The organism is Pontibacter toksunensis (genome assembly GCF_042686245.1).
GTDB classification, from domain to species: domain Bacteria; phylum Bacteroidota; class Bacteroidia; order Cytophagales; family Hymenobacteraceae; genus Pontibacter; species Pontibacter toksunensis.
In genome coordinates, this window is the sequence record NZ_JBHUOX010000014.1 from 140,350 (window position 1) to 157,217 (window position 16,868).

Sequence of the window (16,868 nt, forward strand, 5' to 3'; positions counted from 1 at the left end):
CTTTGCCTCGTAAAGAGAAGGAATATTTAAAATCAATTTTAAACTGAAAATCATGAAACGAACATATGCTTTTATAGTGGCAGGAGCCATTCTTATGATGAGCGGTGGCCTGACCAGTTGCTCAGGTGAAAACACCACAGGTGTGGACACAACAAATACAGAAGCCGAAGCAGGCAGCGGAATGAATAATTCCGGTGAGGCAGCCGAAGAATATGGTGACGGAAGCACAGGAGACTATGATGGTGCCGGCGAAAACACCGGGGCAGACGACAGCGACGCTCCAATAGGTATGGATACAGCCCGCACCACTACCCCATCAGTAGACAACGGCAACTAGGGAGTTTAACTAAATTCAACTCCAAAAGAAAAGGGAGATCCTGTATAGGCCTCCCTTTTCTGCTTATAAAGCTTACTGTTTATCACTCCTCATCACTAAGCGCATGCCCTATAGCACCTGCCAACAAGCCACCCAACAGGTAATAACTGAAGGCCATCACCTGAGTTTTAGTTGTTCTGTTGCTAGGCTCTTCGCCAAGCCCCAAGGGACCAGGCAAAAGTAATGCTCCCGCTCCGGCAGCCACACCCAATATAGTACCACGCCACCAGGCATCTTTACCTGTGCCAGCCAGACTATAATATAAAGTATTAGAGACAATGTCGCCTGCCAGTGCCCAGGTATGCAGTTCATCCTTGTCCTGCGGTGGCGTTGTATCTGCTTTCAGCATTAGTTTAGAAATGGCGCGCATGCCTAATATATCCATGCGCGGAGCATCAGACACTTGCCTTCTTAGTGTTTCATGTACTGCCGTTACGATACAGGCACCTGCCAGGCTACCTGCTAAAGATTTAAGTATGTTGTTCATATTTTATTTCGGTATAGTTTATTTCTCCTTTAGCTGATTTACCTGTTATAGTCTTCCGCTGCTCACAAGGTTTCAGATGAGTTTATTTCAGTACTTTCATTTTATCGGCAACAACGGCATTATCTCCTGGCTTCCGGGCATCTGTCGGGCTGTCGAAAACCACCAGCACGTGCTGATCATCAAAAATCGCCAGCCCTTCTGCCTTATCTTTACCAGAGTGCTCCCCCCTGCCATGCGGCACCTCTGCCAGGCGCTCCAGTTCCTTGTGGTGCACCATACACTCGCCCTCTTGCAGAAGCGCGTCAGGCCACCGGTAAATGGCTATTACGCCATCCAGGTCCATAGTGGGGCCAGCCAGAATGTAGATATCGTTGCCGCAGACACGCAGCTCCCGGACGCCCTTGCCCCGCAGGTGAAGGAAATGCTTTTTGTACGGCCGCTTCTTGGTCAGTTGCTTCAGGTGGAGCATTCCCTTTTCGTCTTCCTCTGTCTCTATCTCCAGAATCATGGCCCAGCCTCTGAGCACCGGGCCACGCAGCCCTATAAAGATGCGCCTGCCGCTAATCGTGAGCCCTTCCACATCAAAGCCGTTGTCTTTGCCCGGTATGTGCATGAAAGGTGCAATGTGCTCGTCTTCCTGCAGCACATCTGTCAGGATACTGCTGGTGCTGCTGCCGTGAAGCTGCGCCGCCCGCAGCTTTTTCCCGGGGTTATCCGGGTCATCGCAAGTTTTGTGCGGCACGTAATCCCCTGATTCCTTATCCAGCAGAAAGGGAATACGCGCCAGCAGGTATCGGTTCGGATCGTTCTTGACTTTAGCAAGGCGCTTCATCTGGTCTTCTACAGAGTCGTGGCTGCGGGGCTTTTTTCGCTTTAAGCTGTGCGAGCCTACAATCCACAGGTAGTTACCGGCCATGCCCATACCTTCTATGTCCACCTCGCTGTTGTCTGCATCCGGCAGGTCGAGGTAGTTTGTCAGGTCAAAAGACTTATGCTCGGCAAAAGAGCCGTCGCTGGTGAGGGTGAGGCGCTCAATGGTCGTGCGCTCATCGCAGCTCAGCCAGAGGTTCCTACCTGTGCGGAGTGCTGTCGACAAGCCGTCGCGCACATGCTTCCCCTCCGGGTTCAGGCTTTGCTCCGGGTCAAAACGAAGTATGATGTCTTCTTTCATAGTGCTGTGTTAGTGGAATTGAAAAGGTGTCTGCCTTTCTACGCTTTCAGATAGATACAGGTGAAGAAACAGGCCTGAACAATTCTGTTATTCTGGTAGAGGAAGTGTATCCCGGACAACCTGCCGGGTATTGTGCCTGATAAATAATCCTAAGCCATACTCCCTATAGAAGGTACCAGTAAAACATAAAGCCAGGCGTTGTGCCTGGCTTTATGTTTTTAAACGTGATGCGCAAAAGCTTATTTTACTCTTGCATCAACAGCAGAGCTTCCTGTTCTGGAAGAGCTGCTACTTCCAGTTGTGTTGTTGCTGGAGTGTGAAGAAGTGCTTCCGCTCTTCTTTGAGCTTATTTTCTGCTTGGCAGAAGATGTTAACTCACTTGCTTTGCTCTTAAGTTTATTTTTGTTTGAAGAGCCCATTGCAATCCAGCCTGCGCCGAGTGCAAGCAAAGAGCCACCTACTATTTTCTGGGTAGTGGTAAGGCTGTTGATTTTCTTGGCAATTGGGCCAGAGTACTGCTGCAGCATGTCCTGTATGTTCTTCATACTGTCTTTTCCTGATGTACCCTGCTGGTTGCTCTTACCCTGAGCAGACTGGCTGCTGTTTGTGCTGCCCTGTGCAGAAGTACTGCTTTTAGCAGAAGAACTGTTAGTAGAGGAGTTGGTACTTCCCTGTGCTGCTGAATTAGGGTTATTCTGTGCTGATTTATTATCTAAGTTGTTTTCCATGGTTTTATCTTGTTTAATTAAGTACAATTGTCAGCTCCGGTTCTTACTGCTTTTGCAGTTAAAATTACCCGAAGCCCTAAGTTAGTTTATCGTGGATTAAGGAGATATAGTTACATCTGGAGCAATATTTCTTCTTCCCCTCGCTATATATTTACTAAACTTTCGATGCCCCGCTAGCAGCAGGACACGGAAAGGGCACCATCAGGAATGTCCAATATCGCTACACGCCCGCTACAACTGCATAGCCGCTAGTCTGGCGAGCTGCTCCTGTGTCTCCACCCAGTCTTCTGCATCCTCTTTCTGATGCGGCACTGCGGCTCTCTGGTAAAACTGCAACAGGTGCATTTGCAATGCCGGCGTTACATGCCTGAACTCGCTTTCCGCCAATTCCCCAAGCAACTCACCATATGTTTCATCGCATAGTTTATACTGGCCTGGCGCGGTAGATTTCCCGGTGTCCAGTTGCATGTTCTTCATTACGGGCTCTCCCTGCCCCATTTGCGCTAACATAGCGGAGTAGTTTTTCACTGTTACGTTAAAGCTCTTCAGGAAGAGTTCCTCGGCCTCCGGAGTGGGTGGTATAAATGCGAGAGGGCTAAGCGGGCCAATCTTTGGAAGTATTTTTATGATGTAGGCTAAGCTGCGCGTAAAGAAGCCCGGGCGCTCATAGTTCTGCCCCCATTTCTCATGGTACCGGCTCCTGTTCATGCGGTATACAAACTCACGCCGTGTGGCGCCTGGCTTTGCTTCCTTTATGTCAGACCTTTTAGCCTGCCAGGCAGCTTTTGTGAGCCTGGGAAATAAATTCCGGATGGTATAGCGGTAGCTTCCGATGGCCAGTGGCAGATCCAGGAACACCTTATCCAACTCCAGCCCGTAGGTTTCTACAAAAGCACGCTTCAGCACCTCCTCCGACACCTCAAACCCGATAAAGTTCATGTATTCCTCCGGAGCAAACCCGCCCCGTGCCACCTGCAGTACATCAAACCCAAATTCTGTTTTAATGTGCGCGAGCGGGTCTTCTTCATACGTCACCACATCGCCATGCTCCTTGCGCACCTTCGGGTACACCAGTGCCACTGCCTGGTTAGTTCCAATGGGGTGGCCGTAGATGTCTGCATTAAAGTGGGCCATGGTGCCTAGCGCAAAAGCATATTCATTTAAATTCTCAGAAGCTTTTACCATGTTCAGCACAAAGTCGCCGCTGCGCACATAGTGCGTCAGCTTTGTGAAAAAGACACTGCCGAAGGGATAGTAGCCCATGTCCTGCACAATAGAACCGCCATAGGCAAAAGCGTGCGCCTTCTGCAGTTCTTCTTGGGTGGCGTTGGGGAAGCGCTGCAGCAGGAGCGGCTTCAGGCTTTTCTCCCAGGCCGCATCCACTACTGCCTGGTGGGCCAGGATACCGTAACCAGAGGCCGTAGTTGCTGAAGACAGTATCAGGCAGAGCGAGATGGCAAGGCCGGCGAAAGCACTATTAATTACTGATTCCATATATTCATATAAATAAATGAAACTACGTATCAGCAGCTGAAAGGATGCCGCCTCAGGTACTGCTCCTGGCAGCCCTTCGCTTCTTCCGGTACAGCATTACCTCCACCACGCTGATGCCCACCAGCAGCCACAGCCCTCCTAACAGGAAACCAGCCAGCACATCAGACACATAGTGTACCCCTAAATAAATCCTGCTGAAACCTATGACTAAAATCAGGATTGCCGCCAGCACCAACAGGAGTTTCCGCTTCGCGTGCGTGTGGTAACGCCGGTACAGGAAGTACGCCAGTAAGCCATAGAGGGCAATGGCTGTGGTAGCGTGGCCGCTTGGAAATGAAAAGTGCTCTACCGCATAATAGGCCACATCTTCAGGGCGCTCGCGGCTGATGAATGTTTTGCCATACCTCGTGGAGAGCCCTACCCCTGCAAGTGTCAGCCACAAGGCGAAAATTGCCACATAGTTCCTGTGATAGAGGAAGACAGCCGACACAAGGCCGCCCACAATGAAAACTGCCTCCCGTTCACCTAGCAGGGTGAACGTATAGAAAATCCTGCTCAGGACTTCAGATCGGATGCTATAGAGCAGGGAAGTAAATTTCTTGTCGAAGATAACAATCCACTCGAGTTCCAGCACGCTCTCGGTAAGCTCCGACAGAAGCGCCATGTTTACAGCAAACGCCAGCAACACCAGCGTAAGCGGCAACCCGACGAACACTTTCGTATTGAAGCGGTTTACAACAAACTGCGACAGTTCAGGATGACGCTGCCGAAGCTTCCGCATAAGAGGCTGTTGCCTTAACCAGGCAACGGTCTTCTTTACATTACCGGACAGGACGTTCTTCATAAAGAATAGATTGATAATCGTATACGCAGGTCATTAGCTTTGTTTACCGTTTATCTCTCTTGCCCATCTCCCAATATCCGTACACCCCAAAAAAGGGTATCTCCACAACCTTGACCACCTAAATAAAGTACATATTTAATATGAAGGGAAAAGATAATGTGTTTGACAAGATAATGCTCGTAACAGGTATTCTCCTGCTGATACTGTTCTGGGTGCAGTTCCCTGCTATGCCAATTATAGAAGATCAGCATTACGCCTCCTACATGACGCCTAACGCAGAGACCGTCTCAACGTCTAAATGGACTTATTTAAAACCAGATAAGGCATTTTCTCCGCAGGAAGTAGTGGGCATTCAACTGCGTGCCCTGCAGCAGAACGACCGCAGTGACAGTGGCGTGATAACGATGTTTAACTTCTCATCACCAAAGAACAAGCTTCACATTGGTCCGCTCGATCACTTCCGTGTTCTTGTCCGGGATCCTGCTTATCGTTCTATATTAAACTTTAAAAGTTACAAAACAGGCCAAACTGTGGTTACCGATGATACTGCCTACCAGCTCGTCGTAATTGACGGCCAGGATGGACGGGAGGAAGTATACATGTTTATACTTTCGAAGCAGCGCAAAGGCAGCTACAAAGGCTGCTGGATGACAGAAGGCATTGCCCGCATGGAACCAGGTGCCGAAACGAGTTCAATTTAAACACAAGCGCCCCTTACATATCCTAAGTGTGCCTACAGACGGAAGACTTGTTTAACGCTATACCGGATAAACGTCCTTCTGTTCAAATTCTGTCTCTTTCACTTCCCAACCTTCTAACTTTCTGCCTTCTCCAGGTCCAGTTCCATTTTGATATCGGCACGCTCGTAGATGCTGGGAGGCATGGGTACTTCCACAAAGCCAAGGCGGGTGTAAAGGCTGAGGGCAGTGGTGAGCCTGCGGTTTGAAACAAGGAATATCCTGCGGGCGCCGGCTTTTTTCCCTCTTTCAATGATGCGCTCGCCCAGCAACCTGCCAATATGGAGCCCCTGCGCCCGGGGAGTTACAGCCATCTTTGCCATTTCGTATACACCGTCCTCTTCCTTCAGCAGGGCACAGGTACCTACCGGCTCTCCATGGAACAGCGCCATCAGTATGTGTCCACCTTTGTTGATGATGTAATTCTGCGGATCGCCCAGCGACTTTTCGTCAGCTTCCTCCATTACAAAGTACCTGGAGATCCACTCGTGGTTCAAGTCGTAAAAAGCCTTCGCATAGAACGGGTTGAAGTCCACGATCTGAATTGACGATGGCATGGTGTAGTGCTGTGGCATATGTGGCAGAGGTTAAACAGGCGGCAAATTTAGTTCCTACACTTAAGCTTTCTAAATGCTCCCAACAAAATATAGCAGCTATTCCCAATTTCATACATCAACTTAACATCCCCGGCGGCGTAGACTCCTTTCGATTGAGCACAGAAAATTAGCTGTATATTCAGCTATTATCCTATTTTTCTTTTTACAGGCACTTAAACAATTCCACGTATTTTGTGGGAGCTGATTTTAACGCCGTTCTTTTAAAAACAACATCTTTTAGCAGCATGGAATATACTGTTCCGCTTTGGTTACAGCTAAGCTATACCTTGTTTGTGCTGGTACTCATACCTGTATACTGGAAGAAATACGGGCCAGCCAATTTTCTGTGGTTTTCAGACATAACGCTTTTTTCTATTGGCATTGCCCTCTGGACCGGAAGCAAACTGTTGGTAAGCATGATGGCAGTAGGTGTACTGGCACTGGAAGTTGCCTGGAACATAGATTACTTCGGGCGGTTGGTAACAGGAAAGCAACTGGTAGGCCTGAGTGAATATATGTTCGATAAAGAGAAGAGCCTGTTTCTGCGGGGCCTGTCTCTCTTCCACGTGTTTTTGCCTGCCGTTGTTGTGTGGCTGCTGATAGTATGGGGATACGACACAGATGCTGTTTACTGGCAGCTGGCTTTAACATGGCTGGTACTGCCGGTGACGTACTTCCTGACAGACCCGCAGGAGAACATTAACTGGGTGTTCGGCCCCGGCAGCAAACCACAGAAAGCTATTCCGAAAGGTTTATACTTATTGTGCGTGATGCTCATCTGGGCAACAGCCGTCATCCTGCCCTCTCACTTTCTATTAAGGTGGATCTTTAACTGAAGTTCTGTGCAGCATTTCTATCAATGGCTTGACTGCTATCCAAGTGTATCACTTAGTTACCTGGTTTAATTTTAGTACCGGTGGGACTTGCTGTAAGGCGCAGGGTATTAGATTTGCGCTATGCCAGCTTCCGGCACTTTCACTTTTTCCTTTTTACTCAGCCCGGACACCACTTCTATGTTGATGCCGTCGGACAGGCCGGTTTGGATCATGCGCTTCTCAAACTTCTGAGGACCTGTTTCCACCTCCACATAAGGCTTTTCTTTGTCGAACTGCAGCATGCTTTCTTTAATGGCCATTACTTTGTCCCGCTTGTCCAGCACAATATCGGCGTTGGCACTATAACCTGCACGAATAAAGTCCTTCTCATCCAGCACCACCTGCGCACGAATAGGGAATTTGATGGAACCTTCCTCGTCCACTCCTTTGGGCGCGATATACTCCAGTTTGGCATTAAACACGCGACCCTCAATGGCACCAATTGTCAGCACCAGATCCATGTTTTCTTTCAGCTTGCCTACTTCTGATTCATCAATTTTTCCCTCAAATACCAAGCTGCGCATATCGGCTACCGTGGCAATGGTGGTGCCTTCGTTAAAGTTATTCCGTTCTATGATAGAAGTACCGACTTTAATAGGTACATCCAGCAGCATGCCGTCTATGGTAGAGTACACCAGATTAGAAGACTGCTGGCCTCTTTTGCGGGAGGAGCCTTCGCGCACCAGTTGCAGGTTATTTTCAGCTGCCTGCAGGGCCTCCTGCTTCAGGGCAAAGTCTGCCTTGTATTTGCGGTACTCCTGCTCTGGAATCACCTTCTGTTCATACAACTCGTCGTAACGTGCAAGTTCGCGTTTCGCCTCTTCAAAGTTAAGCTTTGCTGTTTGCAGGTTAGTCTCGGCGTTGTTCACACTCACCATGTTCGGCACAATCCTGATTTTAGCCAGCAGTTGCCCCTTCTTCACAATCTGGCCAGCCTCCACGTGCAATTCCTCCACAATACCGGACACCTGCGACTTTACCTGCACTTCTTTGCGCGGTACGATAGAGCCTGTTGCCACTGTCTTCTTCACGATATCTGTCTCAAAGGGCGCCTCTGTTTTGTATACCACAGGGTCTGTGTTCGCTTTGTTGTAGAAGTAGTAGCCCAGCCAACCCGACAGGCCTAAAAACACTAACACAAAAACGCCAAGCAATACCTTTTTCATAGTAGGATATAATTATTGTTCTTTGATTACACACTATACTCTTGAGTCCTTTGACTCTAGTCCGGTCAACTCATTCTGTCATTCTGTAAGAATCTTGCCTGCAGGTATCGCAAGCTTTTGCGGCTTGCCCTCGAAGTTCTTTCAGGATGACAAAAAAGGTCCTTTTATTCGTCGCGCAATGCGACCACCGGGTTCACACGGGCGGCTTTTGTGGCAGGTATCAAGCCTGCCAGGGCACCAGTAAACACCAGTAGCACGGTGGCTGTGACGGCTATGCCCAGGTTTACCTCCGGAATACCGAAGAAGCCTGCCTGCACGTCGAATTTGCGCATGAAGAATTCTATCAGCGCAATAATGCCTGTGCCCATTAGAAGCCCTGTGTATCCGGCCACACCTGTTATCACAACAGATTCCTGGATAATAAGGCTGACAATGGACCAGGGCGTAGCGCCTAATGCCTTGCGCACCCCGATTTCCTTTGTCCGCTCTTTTACCACAATCAGCATAATATTACCCACCCCAATGATACCCGCCAGAATGGTGCCGATACTCACGAGCCAGCTAAACCCGGCGATACCGGCGAAAAGCCCCTGCACCTCCTGAAACTCTTTCTCAATGTTTGCTGAACCAAATGCCTTCAGGTCTTCAGGGGCCACCTGGTGGCGTTGCATCAGCAGGGTTTTCACTTTATCTTCTATCACGGCAGCAGGTACACCAGGCTTGGGTATAAGGGCCATAAAACCGACTTTGTTTACTGCGTTATAAGTTTGCTGCAGGGTAGAAAGCGGTATAAAGATGATTTTGGAATCCTCTACCACGTCTTCTCCCTTTCCCACAGGCTCAAAGGTGCCCACCACCTGGAAATAACTGCCCTTAATGCTGATGTACTTCCCGATGGGCTGTTCCTCCCCCGGAAACAGCACCTCCAGCACGCGCGTCCCCACTATGGCCACTTTGCGCTTCTCCTTCATGTCAATGCCATTCATAAAGCGGCCGGAAGTTACCTTCAGTGGCTTGACAGAGAGCAGGTCGGGTGTTTCGCCATTCACCGTAAAAGCAGAGCTTTTGTCTTTGTAGTTCACGGTAAAGTCGCCCCCAAGCTGGTTGCTGGGCGCCACAACGCCAACCTCTGGTATGGCTTTGATGGCAGTCACATCATCATTCGTCATCTGAACAAAGCGCCCCGCCTTCAGCCCCTTATAGGGCACGCTGGTGCGCTGCGTCCAGACAAAAACAGCATTCTTCGCGATGTTAAATTCACTCGTAATACCGTTCTCCAGCCCTTTGCCTGCCCCCAGCAACACCACCAGCATAAAGATGCCCCAGAACACACCAAAGGCTGTCAACGCCGTGCGCAGTTTGTGCTTCTTTACGGTGTTATAGATTTCAGTCCATTTATCGATGTCGATCATTTTATTGCTGGTTGTTTATTGTTAATTGTTACCTCAATTTTGGTTTGTTACCAAGGCTGCTTTCTACCTTCTATTACACAGGCTATATATTCTGTCCGCACTGACAATCAGCAATTATCAATTACTCCGCCCGCAGGGCTTCTATTGGCTTGATGTTGGCTGCTTTCAGGGCTGGCATTAAACCGGCCAGGGCTCCAGACAGCACCAGCACCACCGTAGCCGATACAGCCACGCCCAAATCCACCTCGGGGTTGGCAAAGAAAGGCAACTCAGCCCCCGACGACACCAAAAGATAATCCAGCAGCGCCAGCACGCCTGTTCCCGCCAGCAAACCCATATAGCCTGAGAAGGCTGTAATCACCACCGACTCCTGCAGTATCAGGCTAACAATGGATGCCGGGGTTGCTCCAAGCGCTTTCCGAACACCTATCTCACGGGTACGCTCCTTCACTATGATCATCATGATATTGCTGACGCCCACAATGCCGGCTATCAGGGTACCGATGCCCACTATCCAGACAAAGATGCGGATGCCACTGAACAGGCCCATCAGTTTCAGGAACTCTGCTTCGGTATTCTCCACTCCCAGTGCCATATCGTCATTCTCAGAGAACTTGTGCCGTTGCGCCAGCAGTTTCTTCAGCCGGTCTTCCATCTCCTTGGCCGGAACGCCTTCCTGCGCGGCAAGGGCCATCATCTGTACCAGGTTGGGCTGGTTAAAGGCGCTTTGCAGGGTTGAGAAAGGAATATAAGCCCGTTCCTCGCGACGGCCGCTGTTATTACCGCTAGCTTTGAAAGTGCCCACTACTTTAAAATGAATACCACGGATGTTCACATACTCCCCTACCGGGTCCTCTTTGCCGAAAAGCACCTGCGCCACCTGCTCGCCCAGCACCACCACCTTGCGTTTCTCCCGCTCATCGAATGTGTTGAGCAAGCGGCCGCGGTAAGGGCGTTCTCCGTTCAGCTTCATAAAATCCGGTTCCGCACCAAACACTTGGTAAGAGCCGTTCTGCTTTTTGTAGTTGATGGTGTATTCGCCCCACACGCGGTTGCGGGGCGCCAGTATGTTCAGGTTCGTCATCTCACGCTCTATGGCCTTCAGGTCCTCGTTCGTGAATTTAATCTCACGGCCTGGCTTCATGCCTTTGTGCGCCATGGCAGTTTTGCCGCTCCATACATAGATGCTGTTCTTGACACCGTCGCCGAAGCGGTTGATGACACCGTTCTCCAGCCCCTTGCCTGCTCCCAGCAACAGCACCAGCATAAAGATACCCCAGAACACACCAAAGGCAGTCAGGAACGTACGCAGCTTGTTCTTCTGCATCGTAGCACCTATCTCCTGCCATTTATCAAGGTCAAACATGTTGGTTGCTGTTTGTTGAATTGTTGATTGCTGTACTATAAAGGGAGTTCCAGCTAACCCGCTACCTCTCCGGAGGTTACTGCTTCAGCAGTTTCATGAAGGCCATGATCATTTACAATCAAGCCGTCTTTCAGGCGGATAATGTGGTGAGTCTGGTCAGCTATATCGTTTTCATGCGTCACGATCACTACGGTCATGCCTTTGCGGTTTACTTCTTTAAAGATGTCCATTACATCATAGGATGTCTGGGTATCCAGGGCACCGGTAGGCTCGTCGGCCAGGATGAGCTTGGGCTGTGAGATAAGCGCCCGGGCGATGGCAACACGCTGCTTCTGCCCACCCGACAGTTCATTAGGCGAATGCTCTGCCCAGTCTTTCAGCCCCACCATGTCGAGGTACTCCAGCGCCAGTTTGTTGCGCTGTTTGCGGCTCACCTGCTGGTAGTAGAGCGGCAGCGCCACATTTTCCATCGCATTCTTAAACGAAAGCAGGTTAAACGACTGAAACACGAAGCCCAGGAACTTGTTGCGGTAAAAAGCAGCCTTTGAGGCAGAAAGGTTCTTGATTCTGGTGCCGGCGAGGGTATATTCCCCTGTGTCGTAATCATCGAGGATGCCCAGGATGTTAAGCAGCGTAGACTTGCCAGAGCCGGAGGAACCCATGATAGAAACAAACTCTCCCTCGCGCACGTGCATGTCTATGCCCTTCAGCACATGCAGCTTGTTGTGGCCCATTGCATAGTATTTATGAATGTTGTTTAGCTGGATCATAGGCTGCGGCTTTTGGATGGAGTACTTAATTAATAAAGGTAGTTTGTTATACAAGGTACTGAATATTATACTTTGTATTGATTCAATTATACTTATAACGTTTTTATATCGACCTACAGCATCTTCTTATCGACAAAACTCCTATTAATCAGTATATTCCGAAAAGAAGCTGCTAAGCATATTAAAGCACGGCAAGAAAGGTATGGCTGCCCTGCAAAGGAATAGATGCGTGAAGAAATGTTTCGGTTGCCTACCGGAAAAAATAATTTAGCAAGGTTACCAGGACATGGGCTCAACAGCAAAAGCCTTCCTGCTGTTGAAAGTTGTGGCATAAAAAAGTCCTTCAGCAGCAACTGAAGGACTCTTGAATCTATTAGTATGTCTATTAGCGTGCTAATCTTCGTCTCCTGCCTATCAGGAAATATAAAAAAACGCCAACCAGCGGCACCACCAGTACAAGTAAAAGCCACACTAACTTATCGATGTTATTCTGAAAGGTACCGGTCACAATTTCCACTACAGCATAAAGCCATAGCAGGAACAGACCGAGCAGTGGAAGAAGCAGTTCTATTCCACCAAAGCCACCAAGAAACAACAATAAGTTTGACATGAATTTCAGATTTAGTTCTGTTCAATATAACTTTTTAAATATCAAAAACAAAAGCCGCTGCTTCTCAGGTAAAAGAAGCAAACACAGGTTCTGTACGTATGTTTTCAGCACAACTCCCTGCCCCTATACTGTTTCACCCGCTTAAGCACCACTTAAGTTACATTCAAGCGTTTGTAGAGCATAATGCAACTACTCCAGGAGCAGAACTAAAGTCCGCCTTGCTGACAATTGGTGGTTCGCAATTGGATCTGTATGCAGGGCCGCTGTCGCCGCTGCAAATTGCGACGGAGGTGCTGCAGCATTTGGGGAAACTTCACCTGGTGCAGCCAACCGCTTACCAGCAATACCTGGCCACGGCAGACGCGGCCTATAGGTTAGTGACGCTTTCTGATGGCACAGATTGGGTGATGCGCTGGGGTGTGGTGGAAGGCCGGTATGTGCACCTGCATCCTGCGCGCTACGCACAGTACACGCTGCGCGTAAAGGCTAATGTACTTAAAACAGCCATAGCAGCCGTAATAACAGCAAAGAAACAAGGTAAAATAGCTGCAATGGACACGCAGTTTATAAACGAAGTGCGGGCTGAGTGGCTGGCACTGCCTCCGGTTAAAGATTTAAGCTTTAGCGAAGGGCTCGGCAGTATAATTGCGTTGATAAAAAACAGCGCCACCTCGGTGGGTGGCGCTGTTTAGATGATTAAGGCTTCTACTTGTTCATGCTTTGCAGCGAAGTCAGTGATATGGACCTGTCATTCAGCTTCGTATATTTAAAGTCGTCTCCGCCCCGGAAGTCAGCTCCCTTAATGTTGAAGGTGTCTGAAATCTTAGCATACTTGAAGTTAGCGGTGCCATCGAAAAGTGCCTTCTGGAAGTTTACGCCCTCCTGAAACTTGGCATATTTGAAATTAGCTTCTTCCTCAAAAGTAGCTCCGGCAAAGCTGATTCCCTTTGGAAAATTCACATACTTAAAGTTAGCCTCATCCTCAAAACGAGCATTGCTGAAATTTACATTCTTTGCAAACTTGGTATACTTGAATAGTGCTTCTTCCGAGAAACGGCTGCTAACAAAGGAGGCGTCATTCTTAAACTCTGAGTACTTGAAGGCAGTTTCCTGCTCAAACTTGCAGTTCTCAAATAGCACATCCTTCTCAAAGTTTGTATTATACACTTCACCTGTGTTATTCATCACGCCGGACACGCCGTTATCCGGATTAAAGTAAGCCCGCACATCGCCTTTAAAGGTGCAGTTCACAAAAGTTATAGGCGCTGTCACGGTGCTGATGTACTCTTTGGTGTCGCCGCTTTTCCCGTTCTTCAGCTTCATGTTGTCAAGCTTCGTCATATCCAGGTCGCCGGTTATTTCAGCGTTTTTGTAGGACACGGCCTCTCCCCTGTTAATCTTTTGAAGAATCTCCGAAGCATCCACTCTTGTTTGCCCAAACGATAGCAACGGTAACAACAGCAATACAAATAATACCTGTACTTTTCTCATCATAGTTTATGTTAATGGTTTTACGCTCTGTGGAAGTGTTTGCTTAATAGATGAGACACCCTGCAGAAAGGTTGCCTGAGGCAAAGAAAAAATCTACAGAAAATAAAACGCCCGCAGCTCTTTTCAGGCTAACGGGCGTTGAACTTCGTTCCTTATTCTACGGCAGGAGGCGCAGGGGCATCTGGCACGGCCGGGGTATCCGGAGACGGAGGCGTTACTATTTCTTTGTTTGGCTCTCTCTCCTTAACGTTTACCCTGACTGTCACAAGCATTACTGTTATAAACAGCAGGACAGTGACCAGCAGGCCCATCAAAAGTTTATTACTCGTATTCATGTTTTCGTGCTTTATTGATGAAGACAATGTTTTGGCTTGCTACACATTCAGTTCCGGCTTCTGTTGCACATAGGCCTTTAAATCATCCAGCTTAATGCCCAGTAGCTGCATACTCTTAAAGAATACCGGCAGGTCTTCTTCCAGAAACTGCTCTTTTTTGATGGCAATGGTTTTCTCAAACCCATCATCAGCCAGGAAATAGCCAATGCCTCTTTTGTTATAGATAATTCCCTTATCCTGCAGGTAATTGAAAGTCCGCATGGTTGTGTTTGGGTTCACCTCAAACTCCACGGCCATGTCGCGGATGGAGGGAATCTTGTCGCCGCTGTCCCATTTCTTCTGGAGTATGTTCTCGAAAAAACGATTTGCGATCTGTAGATATATAGCTTGATTCTCTTTGAATTCCATCTTACACCTGCCTTTCTTTTAGTTTAAAATAAGATACAACTAACAGGAACGGCGCGAGCAGCCACCAGAACAGCATGGGGATGATTCTGGTGAAAATAAATTCCGCGGTATCTTTCAGTCCGCTGTCCGGCTCCAGCCTGTTGTGGGCCTGTCCAAACAGTAAATACCCAAGCCCCCCGGTATAAGCGGCAATTAACAGCACCACCACAATTAGCACCAGCAGTGTTTTCAGGAAGTTGTTGCTCCGGAAGGTTGTGGCTCCCAAGAAGAACACGGCCTGTGTGACCATATATACACCTAAACAGTTGAAGAAAACATCGTCAATCAAATAAGGAAAAGCATCCGTGTTTCCCGCCAGTAAGGCGCTAAAGGAGGTTAGCAGCAGCATAATCAGTCCTGCTACCACTACATATACCGGCGAGGTGATAAGCCAGGCCGCCAGCAGCTTTTCTGTAGCCGAAACAGGCAGCGTCAGAAACATATAGCTTTTCTGGGGGGCGTGCATCTCGTCGAAAATTTTACTCGTGAAGATGTAGCCACCCACCATAAACACAACCAAGTATAGGTTGCGCAGACCAAATACGACTTCGGCATCGTCGCTGAAGACTGCAAACAGTGCAGAGAGTATTAAAAGCAGGCCAAGAATTGCGCCTATGGCAATCCACATCGTGCTGATGTTTAAGTAAAGCTGCCTCTTTAAAAAGAAGCCCAGCCGTTTCAGGTTCAGTTCAGTATTCATGGTTTTATTTTGTACTAATGGTTAGGATAATCGGGTCGGTGGTTATAAGCCTTTCAGAGCAAATTCGAAAAGATATCGGGTCGTTTGTAAAGCTCTTCAGAACAAGTTCTAAAGGATAAGTAACGTCTACCTGCTCCGTCTCTACCAGGAAGGCACAGCCAAAAGCTGCGAAGGCAATCATTAGCGAGCTTCCTTTCATGCGTAGCTGCTTAAGCTGGTAGCGCAGGTTTTTAGAGTTAGTATTCATACTTGTAGTTGGCAAAGTGTTCGTTTATAGAAGCTGCATTCTTCACGATGCCGTTAAACAGCAGTTCCAGGTCTACGCGTGAGTCGTGGCCGGCAATGTTTTTGACGATGCCTGCCTTACGCCCCTGCAACTCCTCGGCATACAGTATCTCCTCTGCGGGCACGCCAGCCAGGTTGTATTCAAATGCCAGCTTTTCTGATATCTCGCCCATGTTGCGGTTGAAGATGATGTTGCCTTTCTCCAGCACCACCACATTATCTATCAGGTTCTCCAGGTCGCGCACCTGGTGGGTGGATATGATGATGATTTTTTCTTCATCCAGAGAGGCTGCCATAATTTTTCTGAACTGGCTCTTGGAAGGAATGTCTAGGCCATTGGTTGGTTCGTCCAGGATTAAAAGACGGGCGTTAGTGGCCAGGCCGAAGGCAATCAGAAACTTCTTTTTCTGCCCGTAAGACAGCGTGGAAAGTTTAGCGGTTTCGTCCAGCTCAAACTCTGCCAGGTACGCCTGCAACTGGTTGTAGCTGAACTTAGAGTAGAACACACCATTTGTTTTTACATAGTTGCTTAGGCTGATAGGCGGCAAGTTAAACTCCTCCGGTATCATGTAAATATCCTCCAGCATGGCAGGCTTCCGCGCCGAAGCATCAAAGCCAAACACCATACACTGGCCGCTATCAGGGTACAGCAGGCCGGAGAGATGCTTCAGCAACGACGATTTTCCGGCGCCGTTTTTACCCAGCAAGCCATAGATAAAGCCCGGCTCCAGGGTTAGGTTCAGGTTCTCGAAGAGCGGTTTCTTCTTTTTATACCTGAAGTTAATGTCTTTTAACGCTATCATAGTTTTGCTCGGCTAGTGTATTAGTTACATAGTACACTACAAAGGTAAAAGAGGTTTCGGTATTTCCAACTATTTCGATAAAATATTTTTTTCAGTTTAAGAAGATAGAGTTGAACGATAGCAGCAGCAGACTTAGACGCTCATTAGAGCTGCGCACACTGTGAGATATTTGGGG

General features: G+C 48.5%; 21 protein-coding genes. 4 read left to right on the forward strand and 17 right to left on the reverse strand.

The features are described from left to right. Positions 1–52: 52 nt before the first annotated feature. A complete protein-coding gene (locus ACFS7Z_RS17880) occupies positions 53–337 on the forward strand; it encodes a hypothetical protein (protein ID WP_377487474.1) in 285 nt (94 codons plus the stop codon). An 82-nt stretch (positions 338–419) separates the two neighbouring features. Here ACFS7Z_RS17880 and ACFS7Z_RS17885 read toward each other — a convergent pair whose 3' ends face one another. The 5 genes from ACFS7Z_RS17885 to ACFS7Z_RS17905 form a co-directional block, all read right to left on the reverse strand. After that, a complete protein-coding gene (locus ACFS7Z_RS17885; protein ID WP_377487476.1) occupies positions 420–863 on the reverse strand; it encodes a hypothetical protein in 444 nt (147 codons plus the stop codon). 82 nt (positions 864–945) lie between these two features. Further along, positions 946–2,034 carry a DUF3616 domain-containing protein gene (locus tag ACFS7Z_RS17890; RefSeq protein ID WP_377487478.1) on the reverse strand — a complete coding sequence of 363 codons (1,089 nt, stop codon included), beginning with the start codon at positions 2,032–2,034 and terminating at the stop codon, positions 946–948. Positions 2,035–2,273: 239 nt separating this feature from the next. Continuing rightward, entirely contained in the window at positions 2,274–2,762 is a 489-nt protein-coding gene (locus ACFS7Z_RS17895; protein WP_377487480.1) for a hypothetical protein, read from the reverse strand. 231 nt (positions 2,763–2,993) lie between these two features. Continuing rightward, a complete protein-coding gene (locus ACFS7Z_RS17900) occupies positions 2,994–4,256 on the reverse strand; it encodes a zinc dependent phospholipase C family protein (RefSeq protein ID WP_377487482.1) in 1,263 nt (420 codons plus the stop codon). A 52-nt stretch (positions 4,257–4,308) separates the two neighbouring features. Further along, complete coding sequence (locus tag ACFS7Z_RS17905; RefSeq protein ID WP_377487484.1) at positions 4,309–5,100, reverse strand: phosphatase PAP2 family protein; 792 nt, start codon at positions 5,098–5,100, stop codon at positions 4,309–4,311. A 140-nt stretch (positions 5,101–5,240) separates the two neighbouring features. Between ACFS7Z_RS17905 and ACFS7Z_RS17910 the strand changes: the two genes are divergently transcribed. After that, positions 5,241–5,801 (forward strand): DUF4864 domain-containing protein, encoded by a 561-nt coding sequence (locus ACFS7Z_RS17910; protein ID WP_377487486.1) that lies wholly within the window; start codon positions 5,241–5,243, stop codon positions 5,799–5,801. A gap of 113 nt (positions 5,802–5,914) precedes the next feature. Here the strand turns inward: ACFS7Z_RS17910 and ACFS7Z_RS17915 are convergent, their stop codons facing one another. Next, positions 5,915–6,412, reverse strand: a complete 498-nt coding sequence (locus tag ACFS7Z_RS17915) for a GNAT family N-acetyltransferase (RefSeq protein ID WP_377487488.1) — start codon at positions 6,410–6,412, stop codon at positions 5,915–5,917. Positions 6,413–6,678: 266 nt separating this feature from the next. Between ACFS7Z_RS17915 and ACFS7Z_RS17920 the strand changes: the two genes are divergently transcribed. After that, on the forward strand, positions 6,679–7,269 hold the full coding sequence (locus tag ACFS7Z_RS17920; RefSeq protein ID WP_377487490.1) for a membrane-associated protein: 591 nt from the start codon (positions 6,679–6,681) through the stop codon (positions 7,267–7,269). Positions 7,270–7,376: 107 nt separating this feature from the next. Here the strand turns inward: ACFS7Z_RS17920 and ACFS7Z_RS17925 are convergent, their stop codons facing one another. From ACFS7Z_RS17925 to ACFS7Z_RS17945, 5 genes are all read right to left on the reverse strand, one after another. After that, positions 7,377–8,474, reverse strand: coding sequence for an efflux RND transporter periplasmic adaptor subunit (locus tag ACFS7Z_RS17925; protein WP_377487492.1), 1,098 nt, complete (start codon positions 8,472–8,474; stop codon positions 7,377–7,379). Between the two features lie 164 nt (positions 8,475–8,638). Beyond that, positions 8,639–9,886, reverse strand: a complete 1,248-nt coding sequence (locus tag ACFS7Z_RS17930) for an ABC transporter permease (protein WP_377487494.1) — start codon at positions 9,884–9,886, stop codon at positions 8,639–8,641. A 121-nt stretch (positions 9,887–10,007) separates the two neighbouring features. Beyond that, positions 10,008–11,252, reverse strand: coding sequence for an ABC transporter permease (locus tag ACFS7Z_RS17935; protein WP_377487496.1), 1,245 nt, complete (start codon positions 11,250–11,252; stop codon positions 10,008–10,010). Between the two features lie 53 nt (positions 11,253–11,305). Next, the gene (locus tag ACFS7Z_RS17940) at positions 11,306–12,022 is read right to left on the reverse strand and encodes an ABC transporter ATP-binding protein (RefSeq protein WP_377487498.1); all 717 of its coding nucleotides are present in this window, start codon (positions 12,020–12,022) and stop codon (positions 11,306–11,308) included. A gap of 385 nt (positions 12,023–12,407) precedes the next feature. Further along, positions 12,408–12,632, reverse strand: coding sequence for a PLDc N-terminal domain-containing protein (locus ACFS7Z_RS17945; RefSeq protein WP_377487500.1), 225 nt, complete (start codon positions 12,630–12,632; stop codon positions 12,408–12,410). Positions 12,633–12,730: 98 nt separating this feature from the next. On the opposite strand from ACFS7Z_RS17945, the gene ACFS7Z_RS17950 reads away from it, so the two are divergent. Then, positions 12,731–13,324: a hypothetical protein gene (locus tag ACFS7Z_RS17950; protein WP_377487502.1), complete on the forward strand. Its 594-nt coding sequence runs from the start codon at positions 12,731–12,733 to the stop codon at positions 13,322–13,324. A 13-nt stretch (positions 13,325–13,337) separates the two neighbouring features. Here ACFS7Z_RS17950 and ACFS7Z_RS17955 read toward each other — a convergent pair whose 3' ends face one another. From ACFS7Z_RS17955 to ACFS7Z_RS17980, 6 genes are all read right to left on the reverse strand, one after another. Continuing rightward, positions 13,338–14,126 (reverse strand): pentapeptide repeat-containing protein, encoded by a 789-nt coding sequence (locus tag ACFS7Z_RS17955; RefSeq protein WP_377487504.1) that lies wholly within the window; start codon positions 14,124–14,126, stop codon positions 13,338–13,340. A gap of 149 nt (positions 14,127–14,275) precedes the next feature. After that, on the reverse strand, positions 14,276–14,458 hold the full coding sequence (locus ACFS7Z_RS17960) for a hypothetical protein (RefSeq protein ID WP_377487506.1): 183 nt from the start codon (positions 14,456–14,458) through the stop codon (positions 14,276–14,278). Positions 14,459–14,497: 39 nt separating this feature from the next. Beyond that, positions 14,498–14,866 carry a GntR family transcriptional regulator gene (locus tag ACFS7Z_RS17965; protein ID WP_377487508.1) on the reverse strand — a complete coding sequence of 123 codons (369 nt, stop codon included), beginning with the start codon at positions 14,864–14,866 and terminating at the stop codon, positions 14,498–14,500. A 1-nt stretch (position 14,867) separates the two neighbouring features. Continuing rightward, positions 14,868–15,605, reverse strand: coding sequence for a hypothetical protein (locus ACFS7Z_RS17970; protein WP_377487510.1), 738 nt, complete (start codon positions 15,603–15,605; stop codon positions 14,868–14,870). A gap of 4 nt (positions 15,606–15,609) precedes the next feature. Beyond that, on the reverse strand, positions 15,610–15,852 hold the full coding sequence (locus tag ACFS7Z_RS17975) for a hypothetical protein (protein WP_377487512.1): 243 nt from the start codon (positions 15,850–15,852) through the stop codon (positions 15,610–15,612). After that, positions 15,842–16,693, reverse strand: a complete 852-nt coding sequence (locus ACFS7Z_RS17980; protein ID WP_377487514.1) for an ABC transporter ATP-binding protein — start codon at positions 16,691–16,693, stop codon at positions 15,842–15,844. The genes ACFS7Z_RS17975 and ACFS7Z_RS17980 overlap by 11 nt, the downstream gene beginning before the upstream one ends. Between the last annotated feature and the right edge of the window lie 175 nt (positions 16,694–16,868).

Bases quoted from the DNA above. Each gene is read 5' to 3' on its own strand.
- ACFS7Z_RS17880 (WP_377487474.1), top strand. From the start codon at position 53: ATGAAACGAACATATGCTTTTATAGTGGCAGGAGCCATTCTTATGATG.
- ACFS7Z_RS17885 (WP_377487476.1), bottom strand. From the start codon at position 863: ATGAACAACATACTTAAATCTTTAGCAGGTAGCCTGGCAGGTGCCTGT.
- ACFS7Z_RS17890 (WP_377487478.1), bottom strand. From the start codon at position 2,034: ATGAAAGAAGACATCATACTTCGTTTTGACCCGGAGCAAAGCCTGAAC.
- ACFS7Z_RS17895 (WP_377487480.1), bottom strand. From the start codon at position 2,762: ATGGAAAACAACTTAGATAATAAATCAGCACAGAATAACCCTAATTCA.
- ACFS7Z_RS17900 (WP_377487482.1), bottom strand. From the start codon at position 4,256: ATGGAATCAGTAATTAATAGTGCTTTCGCCGGCCTTGCCATCTCGCTC.
- ACFS7Z_RS17905 (WP_377487484.1), bottom strand. From the start codon at position 5,100: ATGAAGAACGTCCTGTCCGGTAATGTAAAGAAGACCGTTGCCTGGTTA.
- ACFS7Z_RS17910 (WP_377487486.1), top strand. From the start codon at position 5,241: ATGAAGGGAAAAGATAATGTGTTTGACAAGATAATGCTCGTAACAGGT.
- ACFS7Z_RS17915 (WP_377487488.1), bottom strand. From the start codon at position 6,412: ATGCCACAGCACTACACCATGCCATCGTCAATTCAGATCGTGGACTTC.
- ACFS7Z_RS17920 (WP_377487490.1), top strand. From the start codon at position 6,679: ATGGAATATACTGTTCCGCTTTGGTTACAGCTAAGCTATACCTTGTTT.
- ACFS7Z_RS17925 (WP_377487492.1), bottom strand. From the start codon at position 8,474: ATGAAAAAGGTATTGCTTGGCGTTTTTGTGTTAGTGTTTTTAGGCCTG.
- ACFS7Z_RS17930 (WP_377487494.1), bottom strand. From the start codon at position 9,886: ATGATCGACATCGATAAATGGACTGAAATCTATAACACCGTAAAGAAG.
- ACFS7Z_RS17935 (WP_377487496.1), bottom strand. From the start codon at position 11,252: ATGTTTGACCTTGATAAATGGCAGGAGATAGGTGCTACGATGCAGAAG.
- ACFS7Z_RS17940 (WP_377487498.1), bottom strand. From the start codon at position 12,022: ATGATCCAGCTAAACAACATTCATAAATACTATGCAATGGGCCACAAC.
- ACFS7Z_RS17945 (WP_377487500.1), bottom strand. From the start codon at position 12,632: ATGTCAAACTTATTGTTGTTTCTTGGTGGCTTTGGTGGAATAGAACTG.
- ACFS7Z_RS17950 (WP_377487502.1), top strand. From the start codon at position 12,731: ATGTTTTCAGCACAACTCCCTGCCCCTATACTGTTTCACCCGCTTAAG.
- ACFS7Z_RS17955 (WP_377487504.1), bottom strand. From the start codon at position 14,126: ATGATGAGAAAAGTACAGGTATTATTTGTATTGCTGTTGTTACCGTTG.
- ACFS7Z_RS17960 (WP_377487506.1), bottom strand. From the start codon at position 14,458: ATGAATACGAGTAATAAACTTTTGATGGGCCTGCTGGTCACTGTCCTG.
- ACFS7Z_RS17965 (WP_377487508.1), bottom strand. From the start codon at position 14,866: ATGGAATTCAAAGAGAATCAAGCTATATATCTACAGATCGCAAATCGT.
- ACFS7Z_RS17970 (WP_377487510.1), bottom strand. From the start codon at position 15,605: ATGAATACTGAACTGAACCTGAAACGGCTGGGCTTCTTTTTAAAGAGG.
- ACFS7Z_RS17975 (WP_377487512.1), bottom strand. From the start codon at position 15,852: ATGAATACTAACTCTAAAAACCTGCGCTACCAGCTTAAGCAGCTACGC.
- ACFS7Z_RS17980 (WP_377487514.1), bottom strand. From the start codon at position 16,693: ATGATAGCGTTAAAAGACATTAACTTCAGGTATAAAAAGAAGAAACCG.